We start from the raw sequence: 15725 nt of genomic DNA, 5'->3' as shown, positions 1-15725 counted from the left end.
CTTAGCCCTTGTCCGGCAGATTGAGCCGGATGTGAAGCTCGCGCAGCTGCTTCGGCGCGACGTCTGACGGCGCTCCCATCAAGAGGTCCATGGCCTGTTGGTTCATCGGGAATAGCGAGATTTCGCGCAAGTTCGTGGTGCCGCAGAGCAGCATGACGATGCGGTCGACGCCCGCCGCCATGCCGCCATGCGGCGGGGCACCGTACTGGAACGCGCGGTACATGCCGCCGAAGCGTTCGACCACGTCTTTCTCGCCATAGCCCGCGATCTCGAACGCCTTCACCATCGCCTCGGGGCGGTGGTTGCGGATACCGCCGGACGCGATCTCGTAGCCGTTGCAGGTGATGTCGTACTGGAACGCCTTGATGGTCAGCGGATCCTGCCCGTTGAGCGCATCGAGCCCGCCCTGCGGCATCGAGAACGGGTTGTGCGAGAAGTCGACCTTCTTCTCGGTCTCGTCATATTCGTACATCGGGAAGTCGACGACCCAGGCGAGCTCGAACCGGTCCTTGTCGATCAGGTTCAGCTCTTCGCCGAGCTTGGTTCGCGCCAGGCCTGAAAACTTCCAGAATTTGTCGGGATCGCCGGCGACGAAGAACGCCGCGTCGCCCTCCTTCAGCCCGAGCTGGGTACGGATCGCCGCGGTCCGCTCAGCGCCGATGTTGTTGGCGAGCGGACCGGCGCCCTCGCCGCCCTCGCGCCACATGATGTAGCCAAGGCCGGGCTGGCCCTCGCCCTGCGCCCAGGAGTTCATGCGGTCGCAGAACGCGCGCGACCCGCCGCCGGTACCGGGGATCGCCCAGACCTGGTTCCTGGGGTCCTCCAGCATCCGCGCGAACACTTTGAAGCCGGAGCCGCGAAAGTGCTCGGAGACGTCCTGCATAACGATCGGGTTGCGCAAATCGGGCTTGTCGCTGCCATATTTGCGCAGGGCTTCCGCAAAAGGAATCCGCGGCCAGCCCTTGGTGACCGGCTTGCCCTTGGCAAAATCCTCGAACACGCCGGTGATAACGGGTTCCATTGCCGCGAACACATCGTCCTGGGTGACAAAGCTCATCTCGACGTCGAGCTGGTAAAACTCGCCCGGCAGGCGGTCGGCGCGGGGGTCTTCGTCGCGGAAACAGGGCGCGATCTGGAAGTAGCGGTCGAAGCCCGACATCATCAGGAGCTGCTTGTACTGCTGCGGCGCCTGCGGCAGCGCGTAGAACTTGCCGGGATGAATCCGCGACGGCACCAGAAAATCGCGCGCGCCTTCCGGCGAGGAGGCCGTCAGGATCGGGGTCTGGAATTCGAAGAATCCCTGCTCTTTCATTCGCTTGCGCATCGAGTCGACGATCTCGCCACGGGTCATGATGTTCTGGTGCAGCTTCTCGCGACGCAGGTCGAGGAAACGGTACTTAAGCCTTATATCTTCAGGATATTCCTGGTCGCCGAACACCGGCAGCGGCAGTTCGGCGGCCGGTCCGAGCACCTCGATCTCGCTGATGTAAAGCTCGACCGCGCCGGTCGGCAGTTCCGGATTGTCGGTGCCATCAGGACGGCGGCGCACCTTGCCGTCGATCCGCACCACCCATTCCGAGCGCAGTTTTTCGGCGTCCTTGAACGCCGGCGAATCCGGGTCGGCGACGCATTGCGTCAGGCCGTAATGGTCGCGCAAATCGATGAACAGCACGCCGCCATGGTCGCGAATCCGATGGCACCAGCCCGACAGCCGGGCGGTCTGGTCGATGTCGCTGTCGCGGAGCGCGCCGCATGTGTGTGACCGGTAGCGATGCATGGAGTTTCCAAAAACAGATATTTGATGGGTAGAATCGAGCGGCCCAAAGGGCCTGCCCGAAGTGCGGCAGGGTTTACCCGACGAGGTCAGGCGCGGCAACCAGCGCCGGGGCCGTTTTGGCCCCAAAAGCGGCGTTTCTAACCCCCGGGACTTCAACCCTTTGCCTATTCCCCGGGCGCGCCTATCTTGATGGTCATGACCGTCCATTTCCCGTTCCAGAACACCTACGCGGCCCTGCCGGCGAACTTTTTCGCCCGCGTGGCGCCGACCCCGGTCGCCTCCCCCCGGCTGATCAAATTGAACCGGCCGCTGGCCGTCCATCTCGGCCTCGATCCGGACCTGCTGTCGACCCCGGAAGGCGCCGAAATCCTCGCGGGAAAACGGCTGCCTGACGGCGCCGACCCGATCGCGATGGCCTATGCCGGGCACCAGTTCGGGCACTTCGTGCCGCAGCTCGGCGACGGCCGCGCCATCCTGCTCGGCGAAGTCATCGACGCCGACGGCGTCCGCCGCGACATCCAGCTCAAGGGAAGCGGCCCCACCCCGTTCTCGCGCCGGGGCGATGGCCGCGCCGCGCTGGGTCCCGTGCTGCGCGAATACATCGTCAGCGAGGCGATGTTTGCTTTGGGCATTCCGACCACGCGCTCGCTCGCCGCCGTGATCACCGGCGAGAACGTGATGCGCGAGACCATGCTGCCCGGCGCCGTGCTCACGCGGGTGGCCGCGAGCCACATCCGCGTCGGCACCTTCCAGTTCTTCGCCGCGCGTGGCGACACCGACGGCGTGCGCCAACTCGCCGACCACGCCATCGCCAGGCACTATCCGGAAGCCGCGAAGGCCGACCGCCCCTATCACGCGCTGCTGGAAGGCGTCGTCGCCCGCCAGGCCGATCTGGTCGCGCGCTGGCTCCTGGTCGGCTTCATCCACGGCGTCATGAATACCGACAACTGCTCGATCTCCGGCGAGACCATCGATTACGGCCCGTGCGCCTTCATGGACGACTACAACCCGGCCACCGTGTTCTCCTCGATCGACGAACAGGGCCGCTACGCCTATGCCAACCAGCCCCGGATCGCGCTGTGGAACCTGACGCGGCTCGCCGAATGCCTGCTGCCGCTGTTTTCCGACGACAAGGACAAGACGATCGAACAGGCGCAATTCATCCTCGGCGAATTCGCGGAGAAATTTACCGCGGCCTTCGGTGCGGGCTGGCACCGGAAGCTCGGCCTGTTCACCACGCAGGACGGCGATGATGCGCTCGTGCAGGATCTGCTCGATGCGATGGCGAAAAACGACGCCGACTTCACGCTGACCTTCCGCCGCCTGAGCGATGCCGCGGACAATGCCGACGACGACAGTGTCAGGGCACAGTTCACCGATCCCGCAGCGTTCGACGAATGGGCGGTGCGCTGGCGCCAGCGCACAGCCTGCGAGCCGCAATCCGCCGCTGAACGGCAGGCCGCGATGCGCACGGTCAATCCGGCCTTCATCCCGCGTAACCATCGCGTCGAAGCCGTGATCCAGGCCGCTGTCAATAACGACGACTACGCGCCGTTCGAGGAGTTGCTGACGGTGCTGTCGAAGCCGTTCGAGGATCAGCCGGCATTTTCCGCCTATGCCGATCCGCCGATGCCGGAACAGCGCGTGCTGCAGACGTTCTGCGGGACGTAGAACCGTCATTGCGAGCGCAGCGAAGCAATCCATCTCGCCACGCAATGAACGAATGGATTGCTTCGTCGCTTCGCTCCTCGCAATGACGTTGACAAAGCTATCCCAAACACTGCTGTCATGCCCCGCGAAGGCGGGGCATCCAGTACGCCGCAGCGTCTCGGTTCTATCACTGATGTCTCTGGAATACTGGATCACCCGCATACGCGGGTGATGACGGGAGGGGTGGCACCGACTTGTCCACGTCATTGCGAGCGCAGCGAAGCAATCCATTCTTTCTTTGCGCGGCGAGATGGATTGCTTCGCTTCGCTCGCAATGACGGATTGCTACATCCTGCACAACATGAATCCGCATCCTCGCGACGCCACGCGCCCGAGCTTTGAAAATCTTCCGCCCTCGAAAAACAGAGGGCGCAGGGAAAGCCGGGTGCGCGCTGCACCCGCGGTCTCGCGTGCAATTTGCACAAAGAAAGCGCACACGAGCATACAGGTTCAGCGGAGAACATCCGGCCTTCCCTGCGCAATGGTTTTACGGCTTATAGCGCGCTCTCCCCGGTGACCGGCTTTGTTGTCACCGTCACTTCGCAGATACTTCCGCGAAGCTTGACGCCAGCATCGGGGCGTCAGGACCACACGATTTCGCCGTCCGCATCGGCCGCGCTCGTCAGTCGCAGCTTCCGCGTCCACCGCATCCCACCGCGCGTTTCGTGACGATCGCGAGCCGCCCCTCTTGTCGGGTGAGACGGGCGGAGAAAGGCCACTGATTTGCCAGACCAGACAAGCGGGAAATTTTCTTAGTGATGACTTGACAGGAAAATCTGATTTGCCCGTCGGGCGCGCATTCGCGCGACCGCTTTGCCTCATGTGGGCTATTCGCGGCGACAATGAATCCTCTTGGAATCCTCTTGGAATCCTCTTGGAATCCTCTTGGGCCTCACCGAATTACCGGTGATATAACCGGTGAGTATCGAGACTTGAAATGCCCGGAGCAACGCCCATGGCCACGAAATCACAGCGCAAGGCGACCCGCACGCACCGACGTCGCGCGGCGGTACGTGGTCTCGTGCGCGTCGAGGTTCAGGCGCCCAGGAAGGATGCTGGCCTGATCCGGACGCTCGCCGAAGCCCTGCGCGGCAGGACCGAGGAGGCCGAGGCGCTCCGATCGGCGCTGGCGAAAGCCGTGATGGCGCCTGAACTGAAGACTGCTTTCGACGTCTTTGGCTCGGAGCTTCCCGATGATGTCTTTGCAGGCGTTTTTGACCAGCGTTCCGCGGACGTATTGAACTATTGTCAAACGAAGAAACCGGCGTGACCGCTACGCGATCGCCGTGCTACCGCCGGTCATGATGCATCTCCAACAAACATGTACCGGGAAAGCGCCAGGTTGTTTTGCAAATACATAGGCCCGCGATCCCGATAATGATCGGACCACGACTGAAACCATGGCAGCTTCCGATTGATATCGATCACAATCGGATCGCTCGTGATCTCTACGGACGCGCCTGCGAAACGGGCTGACGGGCCAAAGATGGCCGGAATGTCCTCAGGCGCTATCTTTTCTGCCGTCTTCGGATCCTGCGGATCGGACAGCCAGAGCAACAATGGCATGTTGTCGGATTCGAGTTGCCGCCTGCCACTTGCAGGCGACCAGTCCTTCAGATCGCCAACAGACGTTCCAAGACCGTAGGCTCGGGGCGCGATCCACAGGGCGCCCCAAGGATCACCGAATCTGGCGGGACGACCCCAATCGTTGCTAAGCAGGGAAGCCACCACGACGCCCTTTTGTCCAAGATCGACGAGCGCCGCTTGCCCTCGCAAGGTTGGCGAGTAGGCACCGACATCACCCAACTCGGGCCCTCCGAGCCACTTGACTTCAATGACGCTCGATCCCGAGTGAATCTTGCCGTCAACTTCGATATTGACGGTCAGCCGGTAGCGGTAGCTGTAATCAGGGTATTTGTATTTGTAGCCAGCCACCAACGCACCCACGCAGAGAGCGAGCACAACCAGGGTCGTAAGGCAGCCGCGCCTCATGAGGAATGTCCGGCGCGTTCGGCAATCTCGCTGCCCCGCGGCTTCGCAGCGAAGAAGGTGATGCCCAGCCGCTTCATTCTGACAACCCCATGTGACGCGAGCGCGGGCGACCGCCCTACCATCGCCATACATGGACCAGCTTTATTGACAATTCGCTTCGCCCAAAGGTTGCACGCGGCGCGCCGCCGTTAACCCCACTTCTTAAGCGGCCGTCCACCATCGCGGCCGCCACGCCGCTCTTAACCACATCGCTTAACAACGCCTCAATCCACTCGCGACAAATCTAACGGTTTGCTGGGGAGAATTGCCGTGGACGCCTTTGCTTTTGAATTCTTGGGACTGGCGATAATCGCGCTCTGTCTCGTCGTGCTTGCGCTGCCCGGAAAGCGGCCGACGCGGAACATCCGCTACGAGTGATCCGGGCGCGGAACGATCCGCCTTTTGGCCGGCCGCTCCCCCCAAGGCCGCGGCTGGCGGCGAAGCCTGCGCAGAAAAGCGGTTCCTTGCCTGAAACGCAGGGCCAAAATTCGTCCAAAGACCCTTGACATACCAGCGCTTTCGGCAGAACGCCTGTCGTAAGCGTCATGGACTGTTCATGGATCTGATTACCACCACTTCCGACCTCGCGGCTGCCTGCGACCGCCTCTCCAAGCACCCGGTCATCACCGTCGACACCGAGTTCCTGCGGGAGACGACCTATTACCCCCTGCTCTGCGTCGTGCAGATGGCGAGCGCGGAGGAAGCCGTCGTGGTCGACACGCTGGCGCCCGGCATCGACCTCAAGCCGTTCTTCGAGCTGATGGGCAACGAGGCCGTTCTCAAGGTGTTCCATGCCGCCCGGCAGGACATCGAGATCGTCTGGCACCAGTCCGGCACCATTCCGCACCCGATCTTCGATACGCAGGTTGCCGCCATGGTGCTCGGCTATGGCGACAGCATCGCCTATGACCAGCTGGTCGAGCGCATTGCCGGCCACCGGCCGGACAAGACCCACCGCTTCACCGACTGGTCGCGCCGGCCCTTGAGCGAAGAGCAGGTGCATTACGCCGTCTCCGACGTCACCCATCTGCGCGACGTGTTCGCAGCCCTCGACGCCGACCTGAAGAAGCGCGGCCGCAGCGACTGGGTCAGCGAGGAGATGGAAGTCCTGACCTCGCCGAAGACCTATGATTTCCACCCCGAGCGCGCCTGGGAGCGGCTGAAGACGCGGGTGCGCAAGCCGAAGGAACTGGCGGTGCTGATGGAAGTCGCGGCCTGGCGCGAGCAGGAAGCGCAGAGCCGCGACGTGCCGCGCTCGCGCGTACTGAAGGACGACGCGCTCGGCGATATCGCGACCCACGCCCCGACCAGCCTCGAGCGGCTGGCGAATTTGCGCTCGCTGCCGAAGGGCTTTGACCGCTCGAAATGGGGCAGCGATATCGTGGCGGCCGTGCAGCGCGGCATCGCCCGCGATCCCTCGACATTGCCGAAGATCGAAAAGCCGCGCGGCAATTCCAATGGTGCGGCGATCGTCGAGCTGTTGAAGGTGCTGCTGCGGATGACGTCGGAACGTCACGCGGTCGCAAGCAAGGTGATCGCCACCGTCGACGATCTCGAACAGATCGCCAACGACGATCAGGCCGACGTCGCCGCCCTGCATGGCTGGCGGCGCGAATTGTTCGGCGAAGCCGCCCTGTCGCTGAAGCACGGCAGGCTGGCGCTGGCGATCGAAAAAGGCCGCGTGGTCCGGGTCGACCGGGATTAGCAAAATTCTGTGGCTTCATCCCTCGAGACGCATCGCGGAGCCTGTCATCGGGCGCGCGTTCGCGCGACCCGGTGGCGATGCTCCTCAGGATGAGGTCTTAGACCCTCATGGTGAGGAGCACGGCAATGCCGTGCGTCTCGAACCATGAGGCCACAGGTGCGCGACCATTTCGCCCCCTACCACTTGAACTCGACGCCCACCACGCCCTGATGCGACTGCAAGGCGGCGCGGAATTTGGCGTCGTAGTTGATGTAGAGCCGCGCGGTGTTGGTCAGGCTGAGCGAGGCCGACGCGCCGGCGTCGGCGCCATACTGGCTTTCGCCGATGCCCTGCAGCGTAACGTGCTGGGCGCCGAGGCTGACGGTGATATCGCCAAAATTCTGCACGAGGTTGTCGACGAACTTGCCGTAGGCCGACAGATCGAGAATCTTCTGATCGAAGATCCAGTAGTGCCCGACTTCGGCACCGATCAGCACGCGCATGCGGTCGACAGTCGCGCCGGTCGCCATGACAGGATCGAGGCCGCCCATCTCCTGGAGCGATCCGGTCCTGGCGTGGACATATTCGAGGCCCGCTTTGGGCACGATGCGGCTCTGGTCCTTGTCGAGATAGTAGCTGAGTTCGGTCAGCGCGCCGTCCAGTCGCGCATTGTAGCCTGATGTCGCCAGACCAAAGCCGGTGTCGCGGCTGGAATGGATGTTGCCAAAGCCGTGCACCAGCGCCACGGCCCAGGTCCACGGCCCCTTGTCGACGGACGCGTTGAACCCGAGCTGCGTGAGATTGATCGACGCCGTCTGCAGCGCCAGCGGCACGTCGATGGCGGTGCGGCTCTGGTCGACCGAGAAGCCGACATTGATGCCGGGCGCGACCCGCGCCCCGATCCCGGCGACGCCGCCCCAGGTCGTCCGGTTGTCCCCGACAAAGTCGAGGATCGGACCATTGGTCGCCGAAATGCCGTAGCCCTCGAACCAGGTCCGGTAGCGCGGCCCGTCGGCCGCTTCCGAGGCGCCGCCGCCGCCGGGGTTGTTGCGCAACATGCGGTTGAATCCGTTGGTCGACTGATTGCCGAGCCGCTCCAGAAAATTGCTGCCGAGATTGGTCACGGTCGCGCCTGCCGACAGATCGGAATTGATGACATTCGGCGTCGGACTGGGAGACGGCGATGGGGTCGGCGTGGGAGTTGGCGTCGGGGTTGGCGTGGGTGCGAGCTGCGCATGCGCCGCGGAGGCGACGCCGATCGCGAGCACGAACGCCACCGCGGCCAGCCGCGCCAGCGCGCGACCGGCCCCGATCGTTCCTTTTCGCGAAGGTCGCGATGAGCAGCGCATGCATTCCATTCCCAGGAGGAAGCGCCAGCTCGAAAATGCGCAAATCCCGATCAACTCTAGCCGATTTGCCCTGAGTTCCCCGAGAGCGTCAATCGGTCGGACCCCTCCGCGGCCGTCGAATACGGGCCGTTGTGCCTCCGCTGCCACAGGTGATTGCGGGGCCGGATTTCGCCCGGATGCGCCCGCTGGAAATCGCCTTAGTCGATCGCCGGCGAGATCATCGTGCTGCCTGTCCCGGCAATCCCCGATATCCTGCAGAGATCGCCGTCCAGGCGGACCTTGCCGCTGGCCAGCAGGCGCAGCGCCTCCGGATAGATGCGGTGCTCGATTTCGAGAATGCGCGCCGCCAGCGTCTGCGGCGTGTCGTCATCGGCCACCGCGACCGCCCCCTGCATCAGGATCGGGCCGGCGTCGGTTTCCGGGATCACGAAATGCACGGTGGCGCCCGAAATCTTCACGCCCGCCTTGAGCGCCTGGCCGTGCGGGTCGAGGCCCGGAAACGACGGCAGCAGCGAGGGATGGATGTTGAGCATTTTGCCGTACCAGGCCTTGACGAATCCGGCGGTGAACAGCCGCATGAACCCGCCGAGGCAAATCAGCTCGACGTCGTTCTCGTCAAGCGTCCGCTGCAGGACGGCCTCGAATCCGGCGCGATCCTTGCCGAACGGCTTGCTTTCGATGACGGCGGTCGCAATGCCGCTGGCGGCGGCGGTCGCCAGACCGGGCGCATCGGCGTGGTTGGAAATGACGGCAACGATCTCGGCCGGGAAATCGGCTGATTTGGCGGCCCCGATCAGGGCGGCCATGTTCGATCCGCGTCCGGAAATCAGGATGGCGACGCGGCGTTTCATCTGGAGAGATCGAGGTGACCGTTATAGACCACGCGATGCTCGCCGTCGGCCGCGATCACTTCGCCGAGCACGGCGACGGTTTCGCCGCTTGCGGTGAAGATTTCGGTGACCTGCTCGATGGCGTCCGGCTTCACGATCGCGATCATGCCGATGCCGCAGTTGAACGTGCGCAGCAGTTCGAGTTCGGCGATGCCGCCCTGTTCCGCCAGCCATTTGAACACCGGCAGCACCGGCAGCCGCGCGAGGTCGATGCCGACGCCGAGATGCTTCGGCAGCACGCGCGGAATGTTGTCGGTAAAGCCGCCGCCGGTGATATGGGCGAGGCCCTTGACCGCGCCGGTCTCGCGGATCGCGCGCAGGCATGATTTCACATAGAGTTTGGTAGGCGCCAGCAGCGCACCGCCCAGCGTCATCACCGGCGAGAACGGCGCCGGCGCGTCAAAACCAAGGCCGGATTGCTCGACGATCTTGCGGACCAGCGAAAAGCCGTTGGAATGCACCCCCGACGAGGCGAGGCCGATCACGGCATCGCCGACGGCGATGTCGGAACTCGGCAACAGCGTGCCGCGCTCGGCAGCACCCACCGCAAAGCCCGCGAGGTCGTAGTCGCCATCCCTGTAGAGCCCCGGCATTTCCGCGGTCTCGCCGCCGATCAGGGCGCAGCCGGACTCCCGGCAGCCCTCGGCAACGCCCGCCACGATCGCGGCGGCCGCTTCCGGATCGAGCTTGCCGCAGGCAAAATAGTCTAGGAAGAACAGCGGTTCCGCGCCCTGCACCACGAGGTCGTTGACCGACATCGCCACCAGATCGATGCCGATGCCGCCATGCAGCCCGGTCTCGATCGCGATCTTGACCTTGGTGCCGACGCCGTCGGTCGCCGCCACCAGCACCGGGTCCTTGAAGCCGGCGGCCTTGAGGTCGAACAGCCCGCCGAAGCCGCCGATCTCGGCGTCGGCGCCGGCGCGGGCGGTGGCGCGGACCATCGGCTTGATCAGATCGACCAGCCGGTTGCCGGCATCGATATCGACGCCCGAATCCGCGTAAGTGAGCCCGTTTTTGCGGTCGTTCATGCCCAATTCCAGATGATGACGGCTGGTTACGAAGAATTCCGCGATCCTGCAATGGCTCGCAAGCGAAGCGCGCATATACTATGTAGATAACAACCGGCTCACCGCGCAAAGGGCCGGATCCTTTGCGAAATCAGGCCGGTAGCCGGGAAGCGACCGAGTTGAGTATTCCGACCTCTATTCCGAACATGATTACGCTTGGCCGCATCATTCTGGTGCCGGTCATCGTCTGGGCGATCGCCTCCAGCCAGATGGAAATCGCGTTTGCGATCTTCGTCATCGCTGGCGTCAGCGACGCCGTCGACGGCTTTCTGGCCAAACGCTTCAACATGGCGAGCGAACTCGGCGCCCTGCTCGATCCCCTGGCCGACAAGGCGCTGCTGGTATCGATCTATATGGCGCTTGGCATCTGGGGCGCGGTGCCGCGCTGGATCGTCATCCTCGTGGTCTCGCGCGACATCATGATCGTGACCGCCGTGATTGTGTCATGGTTGTTCGACAAGCCGATCCCGATGAAACCCTTGATGGTGTCGAAGCTCAATACGGTGTTCCAGGTGGCGTTCGCGGCCCTGGTGCTGGCGTCGCTCGGATTTGGTTTTCAGCCAAGGCCTTACGACCTGATCCTGATGGGTTTTGTTACGGTCTTTACTTTGGTTTCGGTCTCCCTCTATCTCGTCGAGTGGGTGCGGCACATGAGCACGATCGAGGCAAGGTAGTGGCAGCCAGCGTTCATCCCCGTCAGCTTGCCTTCGCGCTGCCCCATGCAGAGAGCCTGACCCGCGACAATTTTCTGGAAGGGCCGGCCAATGAAGCCGGCCTCGCGCTGGTCGAGAACTGGCCCGACTGGCCCAACCGCATCATGCTGCTGGTCGGTCCGGAAGGCTCGGGAAAGAGCCATCTCGCCTCGATCTGGGCCGAACGGTCCGGCGCACGCTCGATCTCCGCGCATGCGCTGACGGCGGCCGCGGTGCCCGGCGCGCTGGCGACCGGCGCGCTGGCGGTCGAGGATCTGAAGCCCGGCGATTTCGACGAACGCGCGATGTTTCACCTGATGAATCTGGCGCGCGAGGACGAAGCCTATGTGCTGATGACGGCGCGCATCGCGCCGTCCGCCTTCGAGGTCGAATTGCGCGACCTGCGCTCGCGGCTGCGCGCGGTGCCGGCGGTGTCGCTGCTGCCGCCCGATGATTTGCTGTTCCGCTCCCTGATCGTCAAATTCTGCGCCGACCGCCAGTTGAGCGTCGACGAGGCGGTCGTAAGCTATCTCAGCACCCGGATCGAGCGCTCCTACGCGGCGGTCCGCCAGGCGGTCGAACTGCTCGACAGCGAGGCGCTGCGGCTGGGCCGGCCGGTGACCCGGGCGCTGGCTGCTGAATTACTGCGCAACGCCTGATCCGGCGCGCTTCCCGCCTTGACGCCGGCTGCGGCCGGAACATCAATGTCATTGAAACGTCATTGCCGTAACACATGGTTTGCGCGGGTTCCGTCTAGCTAGACGCACGCGCGGGCCCGGAATGGATCAAAAACTTCATGGATTCGGTACAAGCTATTGAAATCAAAGAAAAAGATATAATCGCCGAGGGCCCGCCCGCAATCGCGACCAGCCCCGAGCGCTTCATTAATCGCGAGCTGTCCTGGCTGCATTTCAATCGCCGGGTGCTGGAGGAAGCGGTCAACCCGGGGCATCCCGCGCTGGAGCGGGTGCGGTTCCTGTCGATTTCCGCCAATAACCTTGATGAGTTCTTCATGGTCCGCGTCGCCGGCATCAAGGCGCAGGTCCGCGAAGGCATCGCCGAACGCAGCCCCGACGGGGCGACGCCGGCGGAGCAGCTTGTCCAGATCAACGAGGCGGTCTCACAGCTCGCAAGCGACCAGCAGGCGATCTGGAGCAACCTGCGGACCATTCTTTCCGAAGTCGGCATCACCCTGGTCGATGGCCGCGACGTCACCAAGGCCGAGCGGAGCTGGATCGAAGATCATTTCCTCCACAACATCTTCCCACTGCTGACGCCGCTCGCGATCGACCCGGCGCACCCCTTCCCGTTCATTCCGAGTCTCGGCTTCACCATCGCGCTGCATCTGGCGCGGGTCTCCGACGGCAAGCCGATGAACGCGCTGATCCGCATGCCCGGCAAGATCGACCGCTTCATCCGCATGCCCGCGGGCAAGGACGGCGCGGTGCGGCTGATCACGCTGGAACAGGCCACCGGCCTGTTCATCGGAAAACTGTTCCCAGGCTATACCGTCAAGGGCCAGGGCGCGTTCCGCATTATCAGGGATTCCGAACTCGAAATCGAGGAAGAGGCGGAAGATCTGGTCCGCGTGTTCGAGACCGCGCTGAAGCGGCGGCGGCGCGGATCGGTGATCCGGCTCGAACTCGAAGCCAAGATGCCGGAAGAGCTGCGCGCGTTCGTACAGCAGGCGCTTTCCACCGCCGACGACGAGATCTTTCTGGTCGACGGCGTGCTGGCGATGAACGAATTGTCGCAGCTGACGAGGCTCGACCGGCCCGATCTGGAATTCACCCCCTACGTTCCGCGCCACCCCGAGCGCGTCCGCGACCACGGCGGCGACATCTTCGCCGCGATCCGGCAGAAGGATCTGATTGTCCACCATCCATACGAATCCTTCGACGTCGTCGTCCAGTTCCTGCAACAGGCTGCGCGCGACCCCGACGTCGTCGCCATCAAGCAGACGCTCTACCGCACCTCGAACAATTCGCCGATCGTGCGCACGCTGGCGGAAGCGGCCGAGGCCGGCAAATCGGTCACCGCGCTGATCGAACTGAAGGCGCGGTTCGACGAGGAAGCCAACATCCGCTGGGCGCGCGACCTCGAACGCGCCGGCGTGCAGGTCGTGTACGGCTTCATCGAACTGAAAACCCACGCCAAGCTGTCGATGGTGGTGCGCCGCGAGGGCGGCAATCTGACCACCTATGTGCACACCGGCACCGGGAATTATCATCCCGTCACCGCGCGCATCTACACTGATTTGTCCTACTTCACTTCGGACCCGGTCATCGGCCGCGATGCGGCGCGGGTGTTCAACTACATCACCGGCTATGCCGAGCCCAGCGACATCGAGAAGATGGCGGTGTCGCCGCTGACCTTGCGCAAGCGCATGCTCGAGCACATTCACGGCGAGACCAATTATGCGCGCCACGGCAAGCCGGGCGCGATCTGGCTGAAGATGAACTCGCTGGTCGACCCCGACATCATCGACGCACTGTATGAAGCGTCCCAGGCCGGCGTGGCGATCGAACTGGTGGTGCGCGGCATCTGCTGCCTGCGGCCGGGTCTGCCCGGACTTTCCGAGAACATCCGCGTCAAATCCATCATCGGGCGTTTCCTGGAGCATGGCCGAATCTACTGCTTCGGGATGGGCCAGGGCCTGCCCTCAACCAAAGCGGCTGTGTATATCTCCTCCGCCGACATGATGCCGAGGAACCTCGACCGCCGCGTCGAGATCCTCTGCCCGCTGCAAAATCCCACGGTACATCAGCAGGTTCTCGAGCAGATCATGGTCGCCAATCTGAAGGATACCGAGCAGAGCTGGCAGTTATTGCCCGACGGGTCGTCAACGCGTATGAAGGCCGCGAAAGGCGAAGAGCCGTTCAATCTGCACAACTACTTCATGACGAATCCGAGTCTGTCAGGCCGTGGAAAGTCTCTCAAGGAATCTTCGCCGCGCCGCCTCACACGCCGGAACGAGCGCCAGCCCTCGTCATAAGGGATCGCCGAAATGAAGCGGCCGCGCAAACGCGCCTCAAGCGTCGCGGTCATCGACATCGGTTCGAACTCGGTTCGTCTCGTGGTCTATGAGGCCATGGCGCGCAGCCTCGTCACCATCTTCAACGAGAAGGCGTTGTGTGGCCTCGGCCGCGAGGTTCAGAGCACCGGCCTGCTGGCGCCCGATGCGGTCGCCAAGGCGCTGACCTCGCTGCGGCGGTTTCGCGCCCTGTGCCGGATCCAGAAGGTCGGCCGCGTCTACGCGATCGCCACCGCCGCCTGCCGCGACGCCTCCAACGGCGCCGATTTCATCGCCAAGGCCGAACGCATCTGCGGCGTTCCGATTGAAATCCTGTCGGGCCCGCGCGAGGCCAAGCTATCCGCGCTCGGCGTCGTGTCCGGCATCCACAATCCCGACGGCATCGTCGGCGATCTCGGCGGCGGTTCGCTCGAACTGATCGACGTGCACGGCAACCGCGTTCGCAGCGGCGTGACGCTGCCGCTCGGCAGCCTGGCGCTGCAGGATCTGTCGCACAAATCGCTGAAGCGCGCCGAGCGCATCGTCCGCAACGATCTCGTCGACGTCGCCCAGCTCAAGGCCGGCCGCGGCCGCACCTTCTATGCCGTCGGCGGCACCTGGCGCGCGCTGGCGCGCATCCACATCGTGCAGAGCGGCTATCCGCTGCGCGTGATGCACGGCTACTCGATCCCGGCCGCGGACGCACTGGATTTTGCGCGCCGCCTGCGCCGCCTCGTCGCCGCCAACATGCTGGCCAATATCGAAATCGTCGCCGACGCGCGGCGGCCGCTATTGACCTATGCGGCGCTGGTGCTCGAACACATCATCCAGGTCGCCAAGCCCAAAACCATCGTGTTTTCGACCTTCGGCGTGCGCGAGGGCCTGCTCTACGAGATGTTGCCGCAGCCCGAGCGCGCCAGGGATGGATTGATCTGCGCGGCGCAAACGCTGAACGGCCTGTTGTCGCGATCCGCCCGCCATGCCGAAGAGCTGATCGGCTGGACCGATCGCCTGGTCAGGGTCGTCAAACTGCGCGAAACCGACGAAGACCGCCGGCTGCGCCATGCGGCCTGCCTGTTGTCCGACATCGGATGGCGGGTGCACCCGGACCATCGCGGCGAAGAGACGCTGAGCCTCATCACCAACGGCAATTTCGGCTCGATCAGCCACCAGGGCCGCGCCTTTGTCGCGCTGTCGGTGTTCTATCGCTATGCGGGCCTGAGCGAGGAAAACGAACCGCCGGCGCTGGTTCGCGAACTGGTGCCGCCGGCGATGGACGAGCGCGCCCGCGTGCTCGGCGCCGCCTTCCGCGTCGCGCACCTGATCTCGGCGGCGCGAACCGGCGTGCTGCCTGCGACCCACTTCCGCAGCCGCGGCCGCAAGCTGATGCTGGTGTTCGAGCACCAGATGGTCGATCTGGTCGCCGACCGCGTCGGCAGCCGCTTCAAGCAATTGGCGCGGCTGATCGGCCGCTCAGGCTCGATCTTGCGGCGCTGAGGCCGACGCCTC

General features: G+C 64.0%; 12 protein-coding genes. 7 read left to right on the top strand and 5 right to left on the bottom strand.

Annotation, left to right across the window (positions count from 1 at the left end):
* Position 1: 1 nt before the first annotated feature.
* Entirely contained in the window at positions 2-1777 is a 1776-nt protein-coding gene (aspS, locus tag V1289_RS43025) for an aspartate--tRNA ligase (RefSeq protein ID WP_334405560.1), read from the bottom strand.
* Positions 1778-1972: 195 nt separating this feature from the next.
* Here aspS and V1289_RS43020 point away from each other — a divergent pair, with 195 nt between their 5' ends.
* Both V1289_RS43020 and V1289_RS43015 read left to right on the top strand, forming a co-directional pair.
* A complete protein-coding gene (locus V1289_RS43020) occupies positions 1973-3448 on the top strand; it encodes a protein adenylyltransferase SelO (protein WP_334407901.1) in 1476 nt (491 codons plus the stop codon).
* A gap of 994 nt (positions 3449-4442) precedes the next feature.
* Positions 4443-4757 (top strand): hypothetical protein, encoded by a 315-nt coding sequence (locus V1289_RS43015; protein WP_334405558.1) that lies wholly within the window; start codon positions 4443-4445, stop codon positions 4755-4757.
* A gap of 29 nt (positions 4758-4786) precedes the next feature.
* Here the strand turns inward: V1289_RS43015 and V1289_RS43010 are convergent, their stop codons facing one another.
* On the bottom strand, positions 4787-5422 hold the full coding sequence (locus V1289_RS43010) for a hypothetical protein (protein ID WP_334405556.1): 636 nt from the start codon (positions 5420-5422) through the stop codon (positions 4787-4789).
* A 652-nt stretch (positions 5423-6074) separates the two neighbouring features.
* On the opposite strand from V1289_RS43010, the gene rnd reads away from it, so the two are divergent.
* The gene (gene rnd / locus V1289_RS43005) at positions 6075-7223 is read left to right on the top strand and encodes a ribonuclease D (RefSeq protein WP_334405554.1); all 1149 of its coding nucleotides are present in this window, start codon (positions 6075-6077) and stop codon (positions 7221-7223) included.
* 176 nt (positions 7224-7399) lie between these two features.
* On the opposite strand, the gene V1289_RS43000 is transcribed toward rnd, so the two are convergent.
* From V1289_RS43000 to purM, 3 genes are all read right to left on the bottom strand, one after another.
* The gene (locus V1289_RS43000) at positions 7400-8551 is read right to left on the bottom strand and encodes an autotransporter outer membrane beta-barrel domain-containing protein (protein WP_334405552.1); all 1152 of its coding nucleotides are present in this window, start codon (positions 8549-8551) and stop codon (positions 7400-7402) included.
* 197 nt (positions 8552-8748) lie between these two features.
* On the bottom strand, positions 8749-9402 hold the full coding sequence (gene purN, locus V1289_RS42995; RefSeq protein WP_334405550.1) for a phosphoribosylglycinamide formyltransferase: 654 nt from the start codon (positions 9400-9402) through the stop codon (positions 8749-8751).
* Positions 9399-10472 (bottom strand): phosphoribosylformylglycinamidine cyclo-ligase, encoded by a 1074-nt coding sequence (gene purM, locus V1289_RS42990; protein WP_309184436.1) that lies wholly within the window; start codon positions 10470-10472, stop codon positions 9399-9401. Before purM ends, purN begins: the two co-directional genes overlap by 4 nt.
* A 158-nt stretch (positions 10473-10630) precedes the next feature.
* Between purM and V1289_RS42985 the strand changes: the two genes are divergently transcribed.
* From V1289_RS42985 to ppx, 4 genes are all read left to right on the top strand, one after another.
* A complete protein-coding gene (locus V1289_RS42985) occupies positions 10631-11185 on the top strand; it encodes a CDP-alcohol phosphatidyltransferase family protein (protein ID WP_375144031.1) in 555 nt (184 codons plus the stop codon).
* Entirely contained in the window at positions 11185-11862 is a 678-nt protein-coding gene (locus V1289_RS42980) for a chromosomal replication initiator DnaA (protein WP_334405548.1), read from the top strand. Before V1289_RS42985 ends, V1289_RS42980 begins: the two co-directional genes overlap by 1 nt.
* A gap of 137 nt (positions 11863-11999) precedes the next feature.
* A complete protein-coding gene (locus V1289_RS42975) occupies positions 12000-14198 on the top strand; it encodes an RNA degradosome polyphosphate kinase (RefSeq protein ID WP_334405546.1) in 2199 nt (732 codons plus the stop codon).
* Between the two features lie 12 nt (positions 14199-14210).
* A complete protein-coding gene (ppx, locus tag V1289_RS42970; RefSeq protein WP_334405544.1) occupies positions 14211-15713 on the top strand; it encodes an exopolyphosphatase in 1503 nt (500 codons plus the stop codon).
* Positions 15714-15725: the final 12 nt, after the last annotated feature.

The sequence above is a fragment of the Bradyrhizobium sp. AZCC 2289 genome (assembly GCF_036924615.1).
Classification (GTDB): Bacteria; Pseudomonadota; Alphaproteobacteria; order Rhizobiales; family Xanthobacteraceae; genus Bradyrhizobium.
Note: the sequence above shows the minus strand (reverse complement) of the source record. Positions and strands in the feature narration are given on the sequence as shown.

Excerpts from the sequence above, each read along its gene's own strand:
- aspS (WP_334405560.1), bottom strand. The coding sequence starts at position 1,777 with ATGCATCGCTACCGGTCACACACATGCGGCGCGCTCCGCGACAGCGAC.
- V1289_RS43020 (WP_334407901.1), top strand. The coding sequence starts at position 1,973 with ATGACCGTCCATTTCCCGTTCCAGAACACCTACGCGGCCCTGCCGGCG.
- V1289_RS43015 (WP_334405558.1), top strand. The coding sequence starts at position 4,443 with ATGGCCACGAAATCACAGCGCAAGGCGACCCGCACGCACCGACGTCGC.
- rnd (WP_334405554.1), top strand. The coding sequence starts at position 6,075 with ATGGATCTGATTACCACCACTTCCGACCTCGCGGCTGCCTGCGACCGC.
- V1289_RS43000 (WP_334405552.1), bottom strand. The coding sequence starts at position 8,551 with ATGCGCTGCTCATCGCGACCTTCGCGAAAAGGAACGATCGGGGCCGGT.
- purN (WP_334405550.1), bottom strand. The coding sequence starts at position 9,402 with ATGAAACGCCGCGTCGCCATCCTGATTTCCGGACGCGGATCGAACATG.
- purM (WP_309184436.1), bottom strand. The coding sequence starts at position 10,472 with ATGAACGACCGCAAAAACGGGCTCACTTACGCGGATTCGGGCGTCGAT.
- V1289_RS42975 (WP_334405546.1), top strand. The coding sequence starts at position 12,000 with ATGGATTCGGTACAAGCTATTGAAATCAAAGAAAAAGATATAATCGCC.
- ppx (WP_334405544.1), top strand. The coding sequence starts at position 14,211 with ATGAAGCGGCCGCGCAAACGCGCCTCAAGCGTCGCGGTCATCGACATC.